This is a genomic window from Asanoa hainanensis, from assembly GCF_900188485.1.
Classification (GTDB): Bacteria; Actinomycetota; Actinomycetes; order Mycobacteriales; family Micromonosporaceae; genus Asanoa; species Asanoa hainanensis.
The window spans coordinates 22,407-40,003 of record NZ_FZPH01000010.1 but is presented as its reverse complement, the minus strand read 5'-3'; the positions used below and the strand labels follow the sequence as shown (position 1 = coordinate 40,003).

11 protein-coding genes are annotated in these 17,597 nt (G+C 70.5%); 5 read left to right on the top strand and 6 right to left on the bottom strand.

All coding sequences use genetic code 11. The annotated features are described in order from the left end of the window. Positions 1–9: 9 nt before the first annotated feature. Positions 10–4,461 carry a HAMP domain-containing protein gene (locus CHC05_RS23330; RefSeq protein WP_245871178.1) on the bottom strand — a complete coding sequence of 1,484 codons (4,452 nt, stop codon included), beginning with the start codon at positions 4,459–4,461 and terminating at the stop codon, positions 10–12. A gap of 537 nt (positions 4,462–4,998) precedes the next feature. On the opposite strand from CHC05_RS23330, the gene CHC05_RS23325 reads away from it, so the two are divergent. The 4 genes from CHC05_RS23325 to CHC05_RS23310 all read left to right on the top strand — a co-directional run bounded on the left by CHC05_RS23325 (position 4,999) and on the right by CHC05_RS23310 (position 10,743). Next, a complete protein-coding gene (locus tag CHC05_RS23325; RefSeq protein WP_089252348.1) occupies positions 4,999–7,089 on the top strand; it encodes a SpoIIE family protein phosphatase in 2,091 nt (696 codons plus the stop codon). 567 nt (positions 7,090–7,656) lie between these two features. Continuing rightward, on the top strand, positions 7,657–8,169 hold the full coding sequence (locus CHC05_RS23320) for an SAM-dependent methyltransferase (RefSeq protein WP_179266333.1): 513 nt from the start codon (positions 7,657–7,659) through the stop codon (positions 8,167–8,169). Positions 8,170–8,196: 27 nt separating this feature from the next. Next, positions 8,197–9,822 (top strand): MFS transporter, encoded by a 1,626-nt coding sequence (locus tag CHC05_RS23315; protein WP_089252344.1) that lies wholly within the window; start codon positions 8,197–8,199, stop codon positions 9,820–9,822. 360 nt (positions 9,823–10,182) lie between these two features. After that, positions 10,183–10,743: an ATP-dependent Clp protease proteolytic subunit gene (locus CHC05_RS23310; protein WP_245871177.1), complete on the top strand. Its 561-nt coding sequence runs from the start codon at positions 10,183–10,185 to the stop codon at positions 10,741–10,743. A gap of 113 nt (positions 10,744–10,856) precedes the next feature. On the opposite strand, the gene CHC05_RS23305 is transcribed toward CHC05_RS23310, so the two are convergent. Then, positions 10,857–12,146 carry an FAD-binding oxidoreductase gene (locus CHC05_RS23305; protein WP_245871176.1) on the bottom strand — a complete coding sequence of 430 codons (1,290 nt, stop codon included), beginning with the start codon at positions 12,144–12,146 and terminating at the stop codon, positions 10,857–10,859. 69 nt (positions 12,147–12,215) lie between these two features. Here CHC05_RS23305 and CHC05_RS23300 point away from each other — a divergent pair, with 69 nt between their 5' ends. Further along, positions 12,216–14,318, top strand: coding sequence for a S9 family peptidase (locus tag CHC05_RS23300; protein ID WP_089252340.1), 2,103 nt, complete (start codon positions 12,216–12,218; stop codon positions 14,316–14,318). A 37-nt stretch (positions 14,319–14,355) separates the two neighbouring features. Here the strand turns inward: CHC05_RS23300 and CHC05_RS23295 are convergent, their stop codons facing one another. The 4 genes from CHC05_RS23295 to CHC05_RS23280 all read right to left on the bottom strand — a co-directional run bounded on the left by CHC05_RS23295 (position 14,356) and on the right by CHC05_RS23280 (position 17,503). Continuing rightward, positions 14,356–14,598 (bottom strand): hypothetical protein, encoded by a 243-nt coding sequence (locus CHC05_RS23295; protein WP_089252338.1) that lies wholly within the window; start codon positions 14,596–14,598, stop codon positions 14,356–14,358. A 57-nt stretch (positions 14,599–14,655) separates the two neighbouring features. Then, positions 14,656–15,606, bottom strand: a complete 951-nt coding sequence (locus CHC05_RS23290) for a threonine ammonia-lyase (RefSeq protein WP_245871175.1) — start codon at positions 15,604–15,606, stop codon at positions 14,656–14,658. After that, positions 15,603–15,836: a winged helix-turn-helix domain-containing protein gene (locus CHC05_RS23285; protein ID WP_089252336.1), complete on the bottom strand. Its 234-nt coding sequence runs from the start codon at positions 15,834–15,836 to the stop codon at positions 15,603–15,605. Before CHC05_RS23285 ends, CHC05_RS23290 begins: the two co-directional genes overlap by 4 nt. Before the next feature lie 740 nt (positions 15,837–16,576). Further along, positions 16,577–17,503 (bottom strand): hypothetical protein, encoded by a 927-nt coding sequence (locus tag CHC05_RS23280; RefSeq protein WP_089252334.1) that lies wholly within the window; start codon positions 17,501–17,503, stop codon positions 16,577–16,579. Positions 17,504–17,597 lie beyond the last annotated feature (94 nt).

Below are 17,597 nucleotides of genomic sequence, written 5' to 3'. Positions count from 1 at the left end.
CCCTAGCGGTCAAACCGCCCCGCCCTCCTGGCTCGCCCGGTCGACCGTGCCATGCACCCAGCTCGCCATCAGATCGATCAGCTCGTCGAGGTCGACCGGTTTGGTGATGTAGTCGCTCGCACCGGCCGCGATCGCCGACTCCCGGTCACCGGGCATCGCCTTCGCGGTCAGGAAGACCACCGGCAGGCCGGCGTTGTGCTGGTTGCGGCGGATCACCCGGGTGGTCTCGTAGCCGTCCTGGTCGGGCATCATCGCGTCCATCAGCACGATGTCGACCTCCGGGTGCTCGGCCAGGGAGCGCACGCCGTCGCCGCCGTTGTCGGCGTAGAGCACCGACATGCCGTGCAGCTCCAGCGCGCTGGTCAGGGCGAACACGTTGCGGACGTCGTCGTCGATGATCAGCACGGTGGCGCCGTCGAGCGCCCGGCTGGCCGCGCTGGGCTGCCGTGCCGGCTCGGCACTCGGCCGCAACAGCGGCGGCACGGTGGTGCGCGGCGGTGCGGGTGCCGGCATCGGCGCCACGACCGCGTCCGGAGCGAGCACATCGGGTACGAGCAGCGTGAACGTCGACCCGACCTCGGGCTCCGAGACCACCGTGATCGTGCCGCCGATCAGGCGGGCCAGGTCGCGGCTGATCGACAGGCCCAGCCCCGTGCCGCCGTACCGCCGGCTGGTCGTGCCGTCCGCCTGCTGGAACGCCTCGAAGATCAGGCCCAGCTTGTCGTCGGGCACCCCGATGCCGGTGTCGGTGACCGAGAACGCGAACACGGTGTGCGCCGCCTGCAACGTCGGCGCGTCGAGGTCCGGGCTCGGCTCGGCGGCCTGGATGCGCAGCGTCACCTCGCCGCTGTCGGTGAACTTGACCGCGTTCGAGAGCAGGTTGCGCAGGATCTGCTGGAGCCGTTGCGCGTCGGTGATCAGCATGTCCGGTAGCTCCGGCGCGACCATCACCTCGAAGCGCAGCCCCTTGTCCTCCGCCTGCGGCGCGAACGCCTGCTCCACGTACCCCCGGATCTCGTCGAATCGCAGTTCCGTCGGTTCCACGTCCATCCGACCGACCTCGATCTTCGACAGGTCGAGGATGTCGTCGATCAGCGAGAGCAGGTCCGACCCGGCACTGTGGATGGTGCGGGCGAACTCGATCTGCTTCGCCGACAGGTTCTCCTCGGTGTTGTCGGCCAACAGCCGGGCTAGTAGGAGCAGGGAGTTCAGCGGCGTACGCAGCTCGTGGCTCATGTTGGCCAGGAACTCGGTCTTGTACGCCGACGCGGCCGAGAGCTGCCGCGCCTTCTCCTCCAGGCCGATCCGGGCCAGCTCGATCTCGTGGTTCTTCGTCTCGATGTTGATGTTCTGGTCGGAGAGCTGCTTCGCCTTCTCCTCCAGCTCGTTGTTGGTGCGCTGCAGCTCGGCCGACTGCTCCTGGAGCTCGTGCGCCAGCCGCTGCGACTGGGCCAGCAGCTCCTCCGTGCGCCGGTTGGCCTGGATGGTGTTGAGCGCGATGCCGATCGTGGCGACCAGCCGCTCCAGGAACGTCAGGTGCAGGTCGGAGAACGCTTCGATGCAGGCGAACTCGATGACGCCGAGCACCTCGCCCTCGAACAGCACCGGCAGCACGACCAGGTCGCGGGGCCGGGCGTCGAGCATCCCGGAGCGCAGCGTCAGCGTGCCGGTGGGCTCGGCGCCGACCCGAATCGGCCGGCGCGACAGTGCCGCCTGACCGACCAGGCCCTCGCCGGGACCGAAGATCACGTGGTGGTCGCGGGCGACGTAGCCGTAGGAGGCGGTCAGCCGCAGCCGCACCACGCCCTCGTCGGTGTCCGCCAGGAAGAACGCGCCGAGCTGGGCGTCGACCAGCGGGGTCACCTCGGTCATGATCATGCGGCAGACCTCGCCGAGGTCGCGCTGGCCCTGCAGCAGACCACCGATCCGGGCCACGTTCGAGTCGAGCCAGCCCTGCTCGGCGTTCTTCTTCGTGGTCTCGCGCAGGGTGACGATCATCTGGTTGAGGTTGTCCTTGAGGTCGGCGACCTCGCCCTGGGCCTCGACGGTGATGCGCTGGGTCAGGTCGCCGCGGGTCACGGATGTGCTGACCTCCGCGATCGCGCGGAGCTGGGTGGTCAGCGTCGAGGCGAGCTGGTTGACGTTGTCGGTCAGGTCGCGCCAGGTGCCGCTGACGCCCTTCACCTGGGCCTGGCCGCCGAGCTTGCCCTCGATGCCGACCTCCCGGCCGACCCGGGTGACCTCGTCGGCGAAGCTGCTGAGCTGGTCGACCATCGTGTTGACCGTGTTCTTCAGCTCCAGGATCTCGCCCTGGGCGTCGACCGTGATCTTCTGGCCGAGGTCGCCGCGGGCCACGGCCGTCGTGACGGACGCGATGTTACGGACCTGGCCGGTCAGGTTGGACGCCATCGAGTTCACGTTGTCGGTCAGGTCGCGCCAGGTGCCGCTGACCCCCTTGACCTGGGCCTGACCGCCCAGCTGACCCTCGATGCCGACCTCGCGGGCCACGCGGGTGACCTCGTCGGCGAAACTGCTGAGCTGGTCCACCATCGTGTTGACCGTGTTCTTCAGCTCCAGGATCTCGCCCTGCGCGTCGACCGTGATCTTCTGGCTCAGGTCGCCTCGGGCCACGGCCGTGGAGACCTGGGCGATGTTGCGGACCTGGCTGGTCAGGTTGGACGCCATGAAGTTGACGTTGTCGGTGAGGTCGCGCCAGGTGCCCGCGACGCCCCGGACCTGGGCCTGACCGCCGAGCTTGCCTTCGGTGCCCACCTCGCGGGCCACGCGGGTGACCTCGTCGGCGAAACTGCTGAGCTGGTCCACCATCGTGTTGACCGTTGACTTCAGCTCGAGGATCTCGCCCCGGGCGTCGACGGTGATCTTCTGGCCGAGGTCGCCCTTCGCGACGGCGGTAGTGACGGACGCGATGTTGCGGACCTGGCTGGTCAGGTTGGACGCCATCGAGTTCACGTTGTCGGTCAGGTCGCGCCAGGTGCCGCTGACGCCCTTCACCTGGGCCTGACCGCCAAGCTTGCCCTCGGTGCCCACCTCGCGGGCCACCCGGGTGACCTCGTCGGCGAAGCTGCTCAGCTGGTCCACCATCGTGTTCACGGTGTTCTTGAGCTCCGCGATCTCGCCCCGGGCATCGACCGTGATCTTCTGGCTCAGGTCGCCCTTCGCCACTGCGGTGCTGACCTGGGAGATGTTGCGGACCTGGCTGGTCAGGTTGCCGGCGAGCTGGTTCACGTTCTCGGTGAGGTCGCGCCAGGTGCCGGAGACTCCGCGGACCTGGGCCTGACCGCCGAGCTTGCCCTCGGTGCCCACCTCGCGGGCGACGCGGGTGACCTCGTCGGCGAAACTGCTGAGCTGGTCCACCATCGTGTTGACCGTGTCCTTGAGCTCCAGGATCTCGCCCTGCGCGGCCACGGTGATCTTCTGGGAGAGGTCACCGTTCGCGACGGCGGTGCTGACCTGGGCGATGTTGCGGACCTGGGCGGTCAGGTTGCTCGCCATCGAGTTCACCGAGTCGGTGAGGTCCTTCCAGGTGCCGGCGACGTTGGGCACCGCGGCCTGGCCGCCGAGCTTGCCCTCGGTGCCCACCTCGCGGGCCACGCGGGTGACCTGCTCCGCGAAGAGCCGCAGCGTGTCGGTGAGGGAGTTCATGGTGTCGGCCAGGGCGGCGACTTCTCCCCTCGCAGACACGGTGATCTTCTGGGAGAGATCGCCGCGCGCCACGGCTGTCGCGACGGCCGAGATCGACCGCACCTGGTGAGTCAGGTTGGACGCCATCGTGTTGACCGAGTCGGTGAGGTCCTTCCAGGTGCCGGCGACGCCGCGTACGTCGGCCTGGCCACCGAGCTCACCCTCGGTGCCCACCTCCCGGGCTACCCGGGTGACCTCGTTCGAGAAGCTGCTGAGCTGGTCGACCATCGTGTTGACCGTGCGCCCGATGCGCAGGAACTCACCCCGCAGCGGGCGGCCGTCCATCTGGAGCGCCATGTGCTGCGACAGGTCACCGTCGGCCACCGCCACGATGACCCGGGCGATCTCGGTGGTCGGCCGACCCAGGTCGTCGATCAACGAGTTGATCGCGCGCTGGCTCTCCGCCCACGAGCCGTCGTAGCCCTCCTCGTCCAGCCGCTCGGTCAGCCGGCCGTCGCGACCGACGATCCGGGCGATCCGGCGCACGTCGAGATGCTGCCGCTCCTGGGTGGCCACGACGTCGTTGAACGCGTCGGCCACCTCACCGGCGAGCCCGGCCCGGCGCGGCAAGCGCACCTTGAGATCACCCCGGGCAACCCGGCGCAGCCCTTCGGACAGCTCCTCGAGCTGCCGACGCGCGTCAGCCAGTTCCTGCCGCTGCTGCCTGGCGTCAACCAGTTCCTGCTCGTGCCGCATCACGTCAGCCAACTCCCGCTCCTGCTGCCCCACGTCACCCACCTGCCGCCGGTCCTGCTCCACGGCTTCCGCTTCCCGCCCTGCTGCCACCGCATCCTGACCCCGCCTAGCGGCGGGCGGCTGCCGCGTCACGGCCGACTCCCCGTGCCCAGCGCCCGCCGGTTCGCGGCCGGGCTGAACCGTCCGGCCGGCGCGCTGCCGCGTCGCCGCCGCCTCACGCTCCCGCTCCCGGGCGACCGCCGGTCGTGGCCCGGCCACACCGCCTCACCAGCACCAACCCGGTGGCGCGCGGCGGCTGGCTGGCGCCCTTGGCGCCCGTCAGCCGCAAGTTGCTGCGGCGGCCGGGCCTCGGCCTTGGGCTCTTCGGCGGCGGCGGACTGGTCCCCGGCGGGGTTCGGTTTCGCCGTGGTCATGGTTCCTCGCTCGGTCTGCGTGGGGAGGTCGCTCGGTCTGCGTAGGAGATGTCGGCGGGGGGATGCCGCCGGCAGCCTTCCCATCATGGCCTTTGCCGCATGCCGGGCGCGAGGCCACGCCTCCGGATTACCGCTGTCAGACCGGGCGGCTTGGAACATTCCGCCGCTTCGGGGCAGGATGCTAAGCGTGTCAGCGGAGGGCGTCGCGAGCCAGGTCGAGCACGTCCGTCATGTGCGGCTGCCCGCCGACCGGCGCACACCGGCGGCCGCCCGGGCCCTGGTGCGTGCCGTGCTGGCCGAGGCCGGGCTCGACGATCTCAGCAACGAGGCATTGCTGCTGACCACTGAGCTGTCTACCAACGCGGTCGTGCACGCGGGCACCGACCTCGATATCGAAGTGTCGGCCGACACGGTCGGCCTGACGGTCACCGTGACGGATTTCGCCGGCGGCCCGATCGAGACGGTGCTGGCCCACCCGCGGCCGGACGCCTCCGACATTTCCGAAATTTCGGAAAGGGGGCGGGGATTGTTGCTTGTCGACCATTTCGCCTCCCGGTGGGGCACCATTCACGAAGGGGCGCGCAAGGGCGTCTGGTTCCGGCTCGACCGGCCCGACGGGTCGGCTTCGCCACACGCCGTCGTACCCCGGCAGTTGGCGACCGGCGCCACCCTCGGCAGTGTGCCCGTCGCGGCCGCGCCCACTCCCGGCCCGACCCCCACCGCGACCGAGATGGCCCAGCTCAGCCAGACCGCCCCCGACCCGTACGCGGACGATCCGCTCCCCGATTTTGCCAACGACCTGCTGTCCCGCGTCGCGGAGATGGTCGGCGCGGCCGGCGGCGTGGTCCGGCTCGACCGCGGCGACGGCGCGGGCTCCAAGGTGCTGGCCCGCTACGGCCGCCCGCCGAGGCCGGACGACGAGCTGCTGCGAATGCCGCTGGCGGTCAACCGCCCCTACAGCGGCGAGCTCGAGCTCGACGCCGCGCCGTCCAGCTACGCCCAGCCGCTCGCCGCGCTGGTGGCCGAACGGCTCTCGCTGTACGTGGAGAACGACCGACTGCGCCGCGCCGACCTGCGGCGCCAGAGCTGGCTCACGTTCCTCGCCGAGGCGAGCGAACTGCTGGCCCAGTCGCTCGACGTACAGCTGACGATGGCTCTTATCCCTCAGCTCGTGGTGCCCCGGCTCGGCCAGTGGTGCGCGGTGCACACCACCGACGAGTGGGGCCGGCTGCACCTCGCCGCGGCCAGCCACGCCGACGAGTCGATGCTCCCCCGCCTGCACGCGGTGCTGGAGGAATCCGGCCCGGAGTCGATGCTGTCGCGGCTGCGCGAGTCGTCCCGGACCGAGGCCCAGGTGCCGCTCGGCCCGCCGATGGAGGGCTTCGCGGTGCCGCTGGTGGCCCGCGGGCAGCGGCTCGGCACCCTGGCCGTCGGCCGGCACCAGCGCCACCGGCACGATCCGGACGAGATCGCGGTGATCGAAGACGTGGCCCGCCGGGCCGGCCTCGCGATCGAGAACGCCCGGATCCACGAGGAGCGCCGGAAGGTCGCCCACACCCTCCAACAGTCGCTGCTCCCTCCGGTCCTGCCGGTGGTCAAGGGCATCGGCTTCGCGGCCGAGTACGTGCCAACGGGCGACGCGGCCGAGGTCGGCGGCGACTTCTACGACGTGGTGCCCCTCACCGACGACCGCTGGCTGGTGGTGGTCGGCGACGTGTCCGGCAAGGGCGTGCCGGCCGCGGCGGTCACCGGCCTGGTCCGCGACGTGATCCGGGTGCTGGTGCACGACGCCCGGCCGCTGCCCGAGGCGCTGGCCCGCCTCAACGAGACGCTGGTCGAACGCGGCGGCGGACGCTACTGCACGCTGGCGCTGGCCGCGGTCGGCCCTGCCGCGTCGGGCGACGGCGCCCTCGCGGTGTCGCTGCACCTGGCGGGCCACGACCGCCCGGTCGCGGTCCGCGCGGACGGCCGAGCTGCCTTCGTGGGTACGGGCGGCACGGCGCTCGGCCTCCTCGACGAGGTCGCGACCCCGGTGGCCGAGCTGACCCTACGACCGGGCGACGCCCTGGTCTTCTACACGGACGGCGTCACCGAACGGCGCCGCGGCCGAGACCTGTTCGGCCCGGAACGCCTACGCGACGCCGCGGCGCCGTTGGCCGGGTATTCGGCCGACGTGGTCGCGGCACGCCTCAAAACCACGGTGATCGGCTTCTCCGCCGACACGCCCCGGGACGACATCGCGATCCTGGTCCTCCGCAACGACGCCCTCCCGAACTAACCGGCTCGGTAGCTAGGAGGTCGCCCATCGGCCCGGCGCGCGCCGCGACGCACCGCAACCAGGACGCGCCCAAGCGCCGCGACGCACCCCAACCCGGACACAGCGGCGGCGGCCTCGGCCGTGGCGCGCGCGGCTGTGGCTGCGTGACGTGCTCCGGCCTCGCGGTGGACCGGGCCGAGCCTGGTCAGGTCGGCGAGCAGCGACCGGACCCGGAGCAGCGGATGCGCTCTCGCGAGCTCTTCGCCGGCCTGGCCGAAGCGCCGCGTGGGGCACCCCCCGGGACACACGCACGCCTCGTGGCGCTTTCCTCGGCCCGGACACGCGCTGGCCGCTAACGGCGTCAGCGGCTGCGCCAGGTTGACGCGTGTCGCTGTGGCCAGGCCGCGACCGCTACAAACCCGCGGCAGCCACCCGCGGCGCCGGCCCGCGCGGCGTCAGGCTCCGGCCGCCCGGCCTTGATCGCGGTCGTTTCGGATGGTGATCAAGGTTGCCGGAGGTCGGTTGGCGGCCGTGGGGTTCGGCTCGGGCTGCGATGATCGGAAGGACTTGGCCCTCAGGAGGTTGCTCGTGGATCGGATCCGGTGGTCGGTCGACCGGGTCGATCCTGGGCCGGCCGAGCGGATCATGGAGATCGGCTGTGGCGGCGGTACGGCGGCCGCGCTGGTCTGTGCGCGCCTGCTCACCGGGTCGATGACCGCGATCGACCGCTCGCTGACTGCGGTGAAGAAGACGCTGGCCCGCAACGCCGACTGTGTCGCGGCCGGGCGGCTCACCGTGCTGCAGGCACCCTTCACCCTGGCCGGCGTCGGCGAGTTGGGCGGCTTCGACAAGATCTTCTCTATCAACGTGAACCTGTTCTGGACCACGCCCGCGCGGGAGGAGCTCGACCTGCTGCGCCGGCTGCTGGTGCCGGGCGGCACGATGTATGCCTGCTGGGGACGCGGACCCACACCCGGCCGGTCCGACGAGATCGCGGCGCGCGCGGCAGCGCGTTTCGTCGATGCAGGTTTCGACACCTCGGTGACCTCGTCCGAGGGTTTGCAGTGCGTGGCCGCCACGCCACCGAATACGAGCCACTGAGGGCCATGTCCGTTTAGCGTGTATTTGATGACAACGCCCACCGCTGAGCCCGGGTCGAACAAGTACATCGCGCTCGCGGCGATGGTGTTCGCGGTCGCGATGACGTTCATCGACCAGACCATCGTGTCGATCGCGGTGCCGGACATCTCCGGCGAGCTCGGCATCTCGGCGTCCGCGATCCAGTGGGTGATCAACGGCTATCTGCTGTCGCTGTCGGCCTTCTTCGCCTTCGGCGGCCGGCTCGCCGACATCCTCGGCCACCGGCGGATGGTCCTGATCGGTGTCACCATCTTCGCGGTGGCGTCGGCCCTGTGCGGCGCGACCCCGACCGGCGCCGGCGCCGAGGCGTGGCTGATCATCTTCCGCGTCATCCAGGGCTTCGGCGCCGCGTTGCTGTTCCCGGCCGCGCTGGCCATCGTGGTCGCCGCGTTCCCGCTGCAGCAGCGCGGCCGTGCCCTGGCGATCTTCTTCGGCATCAGCGGCGGGCTGACCGCGATCGGCCCGATCCTGGGCGGCTGGCTCACCAACTACACCTGGCGGGCGATCTTCTGGGTGAACGTACCCGTGGCGATCATCGCAGTTGTCCTGACCTGGTACGCCCGGGTGAACCCGGCCCACCGCCGCGAAAAGCTCGACTGGCGCGGAGCCGGGCTGATCGTCGCGGGCATGGCGCTCAGCGTGCTCGGCCTGCAGCAGGCGAGCTCGTGGGGCTGGGACAGCTGGCGCACCTGGCTGTGCATCGTCGCCGGCTTCGTGATCCTGGTGATCTTCGTGCTGGTCGAGCTCCGCACCGAGACCCCGCTGATCAAGGTACGGATCTTCCGCGACCGCGCGTTCACGATCGACAACGCGGTCCTGTTCTTCGGCCTGATGTCCTTCGTGCCGCTGTTCTTCTTCGCCAGCGTGTATTCGCAGATCTCCCTGGGCCAGTCCGCCAGCGGCGCGGGCCTGTACCTGCTCATCTTCTTCGGCGGCTTCGTCGTCGCGGCCCAGATCGGTGGCCGCATGCTCGACCAGGGCGGTGCCCGCCGCCCGATGATCGTGGGCTGCATACTCGGCACGATCGGCTTCGCGTTCTGGGCCCGCAGCCTGACCACCCTGTCCGAAGGCAGCCAGTGGTACTGGATCATCCTCTCCGGCGCCGGCATCGGCTTCTTCCTGGGCCCAGCGAGCACGGACGCGGTCAACCGCGCGATCAACGCCTCGTACGGCGAGGTCACCGGCATCACTCAGACCCTCCGGAACTACGGCTCGAGCCTGAGCCTGGCCATCCTGGGCACGGTGCTCCTGCAGGTGGGCCGAGACAAGATCACGACGTCGCTGTCCGGCCTGGGCCTGTCCAACGCCGAGGCTTCCACCGCGGCCAACTCCCTGATGAACACGACGGGTGCCAGCACCGCCGCGGAGTCGCTCCCGCCGTCGATCCGCGAAGCGGCGTTCGCCGCCATCCAACGCGACTACGCGGAAGCAAGCCGAGTCGTCTTCTACGGCATGGCCCTCGCGCTGTTCGTAGCCCTCTTTTTCGCGATCTTCCACCCGGGCGGCAAGGTCGAACACGAGTCGACGGAACCGGCCAAGACCCCACCCCGCACCGGCGCCCGCGACGACGATGCCCCTGGAGGACCCCTCGGCCCTCCGGTCGCCCCGGCCTGACCCAGCCAAGCCGCGCCACTCGGCCAACTGGGTGTTCGCCGCGCGCCAACGACGAAGACCTGCGCCACCCGCCACCGCGCCACTCGGCCCAACCGAGTGTTCGCCGCGCGCGAACGACGCGGCTCCGTGCCGCCCGCCGGTATACGGTCGGCGGAGGGAGGCCCGACGCGGCCGCGCGGCGGTCTGAACACCGGCCGCCCGGTTCGTCCCAGCGACCGGCGCCGACGACCGTCGACATCGGAGCGGCCGGTGACCAGGTCGCGCCCACGACGGAAGGGACTGACGATGCCCCTCGACGACCACCCACGCCGGTGGAATTTGCCGCCTGGGAGCACGCCGCAGTGGGCTGAGCAGCCGCCCGTGGACAACAGCCCGCCGTTGGCGCCTTGGCTCGAGGAGAAGCTCTTCGATCGGCGCATCGTCATCCTGCAGGGCAGCGTGACCGGGTCCGCGGCTACCCGGACCGCTGCCGCTCTGCTCACGCTCGACGCTCAGGGCCAGGACCCGGTCGAGTTGCACCTGCGCAGCCCCGACGGCGACCTCGACGCGGTGTTCGCGGTCATCGACGCCGTCGACGTCATGCACGCGCCGGTGCACGCGCTCGCCTCGGCCGAGATCGGCGGCGCGGCGGTCGGCCTCTACGCGGTGGCACCGCACCGGCGGGCTTTCCCGCACACCCGGTTCCGCCTCCGCGAGCCACGCGCCGCCGGCGTTTCCGGCACCGCCGAGGACGTCGCCCACGCCGCTGGCCATCACCTGCGCGTCCTGGACGACCTCATCGTGCGAATCGCCCAGGCCACCGGCCAGCCCCGCAGCCGGATCGAGGACGACCTGTCGCGCGGCCGTCAACTCACCGCCGAGGAAGCCCGCGAGTACGGCCTCGTCCACGAGATCGTCACACCCGGAAAGAAGCCCTCGTAAGCCACCGACGCAGCGATCCGGCACAACCCGCCACCGGCCGCAGCGGCGGGACACAGCGGTCCGACGCCATCCCCTCCCGCAGCCAGGGGCGGCCTCATTCAAGGCCGGAGGCCTCATAGGCCGCCGATGTAGCGGCCTGGCGCCATGCGGCGCTGGGGGTCGAAGCGTTCTTTCACCTCCCGCAGCGTCGGCAGGGCCGCCACCGGGCCCCACATGTCGATGGCCTGGCGGACCGCCGGCGGGGCCGAGGTCACCACACACGTGCCGCCCCGGAACAGCAGCACCCCGCGGACCGCGGTGAGGATCGCGGAGACCCGGTCACCGCCCAGGCTGGCCGGGAGCGCCGCGTGGACGACGCCGATGCCCGCGGCCCCGCGGACGGGGACCGGCCCGCCGACCGCGTCGCGCAGCGCGTAGATCGCCGCGTGCAGGTCGCTGATCGGCACCGACAAGCGGAGCGCGACCTCACCCGGCTCGAACGGGTAGCGATGCCACCAGCGCGGTGGCGTCTCCAGCGCCCGGGCATCGCCGCCCAGCACCAGGACCAACTGCTCGGCACGCTCGATGACGTCGGCGCGGGAGCCCTCCAGCAGCAGGGCCACCGTGCCCGGGCCCTGGCGGCTGCGTTGGCGCGGGATCAGGATCGCCCGGTGTGCCGGCAGGTCGACCTCGACCGCCGACGGCGCCACCGCCGCGGCCAGTGCCTGGCGGACCAGGTCGTGCACCTCCAACGGGGTCCACACCGAGCGGGTCACCCAGACCCGGGCGGCCGGCGCCGCCTGGGTGCGCAGGGTCGCCGAGACCAGCAGGGCCAGCGCTCCCTGCGAGCCGCACAGCAGCTGGTTGAGACCCGGGCCGTCGGCGCCGCGCATCGACCAGCCGGACGAGTGGTGCAGCCGGCCCTCGGCGTCTACATAGCTCACCCCGACCACCTGCTCGCACGGTGTGCCGTAGCGGTGGCGGAGCGGCCCCGCCTCGTCGGCCGCCAGGATGCCGCCCAGCGTCGCACCGATCGAGCGCGGATCGCAGGCCAACCGGTGGCCACGCTGGCCCAGCGCGGCCTGCACCGCCCGGACCGGTGTGCCGGCGCCGACCTCGACGCTGAGCTCGCCGGCGTCGCGGTGCCAGATGCCGGCCAGCCGGCCGGTGTCGATCAGCAGGTCGAGCCGGGCAGGAGGCGCTCCCCAGTCGACCTTGGTTGCCGCGCCGCGCGGGACGACCGCGAGATCTTCGGCAGCGGCCAGGGCCAGGACGGCCGACGCCGCCTCGACCGTGCCGGGCGCGGCCACCCACCGCGCGGGCACACCGATCACGTCGTCGGCCGGACCGGCCTCGCGCGCGAAGCCCTCGCCACAAATCGAAGCCAGCCGCCTCCTCACATCGAAGCCCCCCGGCACGCTCATGCGCGTAATCGTACACATGTTCGAACGACCCGCAACGCCGTCGAACGCCGCGCCGGGTAGCGTGACGACGTGACCGACGAGCCGAAACCCCCTGTCGCCAAGCAGGTCCAGCAGGAACGCACCCACCACGGCGACACGATCGTCGACGAGTACGCATGGCTCGCGGAAAAGGACGATCCCGACACGCTCGCGCACCTCGAGGCGGAGAACGCGTACACCGAAGCGGTGACCGCGCACCTGGCCCCGCTGCGCGAGAAGCTGTTCGGCGAGATCCGCACGCGCACCCAGGAGACCGACCTCTCCGTGCCGTACCGGATGGGCGCGTTCTGGTACTACACCCGCACCGTCGAGGGACAGCAGTACGCGATCTACTGCCGCGTGCCGCTCGCCGACCCCGCACAGACCACACCACCGGCGACCGGCGACGGCGCTCCGCTGCCGGGCGAGCAGATCCTGCTCGACGGCAACGCCCTCGCCGACGGGCACGAGTTCTTCTCGCTGGGCGCGTTCGACGTCAGCCCCGACGGCAACCGGCTCGCGTACTCGACCGACTTCACCGGCGACGAGCGCTTCACGCTGAAGATCAAAGATCTGCGCACCGGCGAGGTGCTGCCCGACGAGGTGCCGGACACCTTCTACGGCACCGCCTGGTCGTACGACGGCGGCACGCTCTTCTATCTCACCGTCGACGACGCGTGGCGCCCCTACCGCGTCTGGCGCCACCAGGTCGGCACCGCCACCAGCGACGACGTGAAGGTCTACGAGGAGCTCGACGAGCGCTTCTGGGTCGGCGTCGACCTGACCCGGTCGCAGCGCTACATCCTGATCGAGGCGGGCAGCAAGATCACCAGCGAGGTACGGGTGATCGCCTCCGACGACCCGGCCTCCGAGCCCGCGCTGATCGCACCCCGCCGGCAGGGCGTCGAATACTCGGTCGAGCACCACGGACACCGGTTCCTGATCCTGCACAACGACGGCGCCGAGGACTTCGAGCTCGCGTACACGTCGATCGACGACCCGACGAGTTGGGTGACGATGGTTCCCCACCAGCCCGGCACCCGGCTGGAGTCAGTCGACGCGTTCGCCGAGCACCTGGTCATCTCGCTGCGCCGTGACGGCCTCAGCGGGCTGCGCATCCTGCCGCTCGGCGAGACCGAGGGCTACGACATGCGCTTCCCGGAACCGATCTACAGCGTCAACATCGATGCCAACCCCGAATACCAGACCGCGGCTGTACGGCTGCGCTACACGTCGCTGACGACGCCGGAGTCCGTGTACGACTACGACCTGGCCACCGGCGACCTGGTGCTGCGCAAGCGCAAGCCGGTCAAGCCGGGCCCGGACGGGCGCGAGTTCGACCCGGCCGACTACGAGCAGCACCGCGAGTGGGCGCTGGCCGACGACGGCACCCGCGTGCCGATCTCGCTGATCCACCGCAAGGGCACGCCACGCGACGGCTCGGCGCCGTGCGTCCTATATGGCTACGGCTCGTACGAGGCCTCGATGGACCCATGGTTCTCCGTGCCCCGGCTGTCGCTGCTCGACCGGGGCATGGTCTTCGCGGTCGCACACGTGCGCGGGGGCGGGGAGCTGGGCCGTCACTGGTACGAGGACGGCAAGCTGCTGGCCAAGAAGAACACCTTCACCGACTTCGTGGCCTGCGCCCAGCACCTGACGAAGGCCGGCTGGACCTCGGCGGACCGGCTGGTCGCGCGGGGCGGCTCGGCCGGCGGCCTGCTGATGGGCGCGGTGGCCAACCTCGCACCGCAGGCGTTCACCGGGATCGTCGCCGAGGTGCCCTTTGTGGACCCGTTGACGTCCATTCTGGACCCGTCGCTGCCGCTGACCGTGATGGAGTGGGAGGAGTGGGGCAACCCGCTCGCCGACCCCGAGGTCTACGCCTACATGAAGTCCTACTCGCCGTACGAGAACGTGTCTGATGTGGACTATCCCGCGATCTTGGCGGCCAGCAGCCTCAACGACACCCGGGTGCTCTACCACGAGCCGACCAAGTGGGTGGCCCGGCTGCGGGCGACCGCACCGCGCGGGCACTACCTGCTGAAGACCGAGATGGGCGCGGGCCACGGTGGTCCCAGCGGCCGCTACGACGCCTGGAAGGACGAGGCGTTCATCGCGGCATGGATCCTGGACCGCGTCGGGTTGGCCGACTGACAGCGAGGTCGGCCGCGGCCGACCTCGCTGTCAGGGGTCAGTTCATCAGCGCGGCGTTGATGACGATGCCGAGCACCGCGCCGGCGACGCTGGCCCCGGCGGCGTACCAGCCGAGCGGCTTGTCACCGAGCACCGCGCCGACGACGCCGAGAATCAGGCCGAGCAGGCCGAAGATCGCGGGTGAGATGAGCACCGCGAGCACGGCGAAGACGAACGCGATGATGGTGCAGATTCGAGCGGCCGAGCTACGCGGCCGGGCGGGACTGGTCGGGTAGGACATGCCGGCACTCCTCCGTTTGTGGATGGAGCGTCAGTACCCAACCGGGACCGAGGATATTCAGGCGGCGGCTGCGGCGGCGAGGACCGCCGGGTCCACGTTGCCGCCGGAGATGACCGCGACCGTCTTGCCCGGCGGCAACTGATCGCGCCGAAACAAGAACGCCGCCGTCGACACCGCCCCACTCGGCTCGACCACGAGCCGCGACCGCCGCACCAACAGCGACGTGGCCGCGATGATCTGCGCTTCGGTCACGGTGACGATGCCGTCCAGCCGGGCGTGCAGGTGCTCGAAGGTCAGCTCGCTCAGCGGCACCCGCAGGCCGTCGGCACTGGTCCTGATCAGGTCGGCGACGTCCCAGGTGACCATCGTGCCGCGGAGCAGAGACTCGTGCGCGTCACCCGCCAGGTCCGGCTCGACGCCGAACACCTTCGCCGAGGGGCGGCGCGCCTTGATCGCCGTCGCCACTCCGGACGCGAGCCCACCGCCACCGACGGGCACCAACACCACGTCGACGTCCGGGCAGTCCTCGAGGATCTCCAGACCGACAGTGCCCTGACCGGCGATGATGTCGCGGTGGTCGTACGGCGGGATCAGCGTCAGACCGCGCTCGTCGGCCAGCTTCTGGGCCATAACGACCCGCTGGCTCGGCGGCACCATGACGACTTCCGCGCCGATGTCGCGTACCGCCGCGATCTTGATCTCGGGCGCCGTCTCGGGAATGACGACCACACAGGGAGCGGCGAAGACCTTCGCGGCGTACGCCAATGCCTGCCCATGGTTGCCCGACGAGTGCGTGACGACGCCGCGGCCGCGCTCCTCGGGGGTCAGGCGCGAGATCGCGTTGGTGGCTCCGCGGAGCTTGAAGGAACCGACGGGCTGGAGGCTTTCGGGCTTGAGGTGCAGGCCGGGGGCCCAGGCCGCCGGCAAGACGGTGGTGCGCACCACCGAGCCGGCGATCGCCCGGGCCGCCGCTTCGACGTCGTCGACCGAGATGAGGTCGACGGTCACCCTTCGCTCTCCGGACGGGCGACGTAGACGCCCTTGCCCTGGCGACCGTCGAGCAGACCCTCGGTCTTGAGGACCAGCATGGCGGACTCGATGGTCTGGCTGCTCACCCCGTATTGCGCGCACATCTCGCGCTTGGTCGGCAGCTTGGCACCCGGCGCCAGCCGACCGTCCTTGATCTGCTCACGGAGGTCGTCGGCGACGCGTCGGTAGTCCGGCTTGTAAGGGGACATCGGCTCACTTCCGAGTTGGCCTGTCCAGTAGATCACCCCTGTTGCAATCTTGCAACCACAAGACGACTAACCAAAGTTGCGAGGCAAGGTAGACGTGCCAGAGTTGCCCTGGCAGCATGTATCACCGAAGGTGTTCGCTTCCGAGTTGGCCCTTGCGAACGGGCTCCTTCACCCCCGGTTCGGGCACCCGCCCGTTCCGAGCCGGGGCGGGTTCGGAGCCCCGTCACCGACCCGCCCCGGCGCTCCCAGATGGCCATGCCCATTCCCGGGTACGCCCCAGCGTCGTCGCGGGCCCGCCCAGCCCGCACCGGGATCCGGGCACCGGCCTGCGGCGGCAGCGGTCCGTGACGAGAGCTCCGGGCCGCTGTCTGCCGCGGCACCCGCAGGAGAGGTGTTCGCGATGTTCTTCGGCAACCCACCGGACCCGGCCCGGGTCGAAGCATGGAACCGCAGCTACCTGGCCCACGGCCGCAACCCGAACGACCCAAACCGGTGCGCGATCGCTGGCTGTCTAGGCCGATTCCCGTGCGCCTTCCGAGTGGAGGCAGCAGAACTCCTCATCGTGGCGGGCATCGACCTACCCGACCCGCCACCGGACCAGCACGGCGACCTGGCGATACCTCTGCCACGACGTAACCCGGCCTCGCGCTTCGAAAAGCATCGCCGCACAGGCAATCCAGCCCGTCAACGAATAGCCTCGCGGATCGCCGCGTTTCCTCGGAGGTCCGAGCCGAGCTGCGCTACCCACCTTCCAGCCGTTTGGCGGTGACGGCGCGGGTTTCGGATGCCCCGTCGACGTCCTGCCACATGCGGAGGAAGCCCTTGATCAGCTCTGGGTGGGCACGCGTGAAGAGGAACTCGCACCAGGCTTTGAGGTGTCGTTCGTTCTCGCGGTCGACCGCGTTGAGTTGCAGCATCAGGTGTTTTCGGTCAACGAGGATGAACTTGAAGGGATAGCGCGACTCCGCGGTCTTGAGGGTGACGTCGGTTCGTCCGGCGTCGTGCAGCTTCACCATGGTCGCGAAGTGCTTCTCGTACGAGCGGCTCGCCGTCGACAGCGCCGCCGACCGACCAACCTGGACGATGCGGGAGTACGCGAGGTCCGGATCCGACTCGACCCTCTTGATCAGTTCGTCGAGGAAGCCCGCGAGCAACGGGTCATCGATCGCGGATGCCGGGTGGTCGCCGGACTCGTCGAGCAGGTCGAGCACAAGAATCTCACTGGTGGCGGCGAGGCAGACCTGGGTGACCGGATCCTGCAACGTCGACGCGAACGTCATGCCGCTGATGGTCTGGTAATGCACCGTCTGCCCGATCTGGTAGCGCAGGTCGGCCAGACCGTCCCGCAACCTGCTCGTGGCCGTGTCGATCGCTTGGCTGTGTTGCTCGACAGCCCGCTCGACCGCGCCGCCGTGTCGGTCGACGTTGCGCTCGACGGCGCTCGCGTGCTCCTCGAACGCGCGAACCAGCAGCTGCATCACCGTGGCGAAGACACCGATGGCCAAAGCTGCCGCCACCGAAGACGTCGTTGCGATTCCGAATGACCCGTCAGCGAGGTTGTCAGCGACGGCGCCGAGGAGGGCGCCAGCGATGAGTCCCACGATGCCTGAACTGACGGAGAACAGCGCGATGCGCCGCTGGCGTTGCGGCTCCGGCGTGGTCGTCATAAATCAAGGTTCGCCGTTGCCCACAACACCACATCATCCAATGCGAAGGATTGTCACGGTGCGCCAGTATTGCCGACTGCCCACGGTCGCTGGT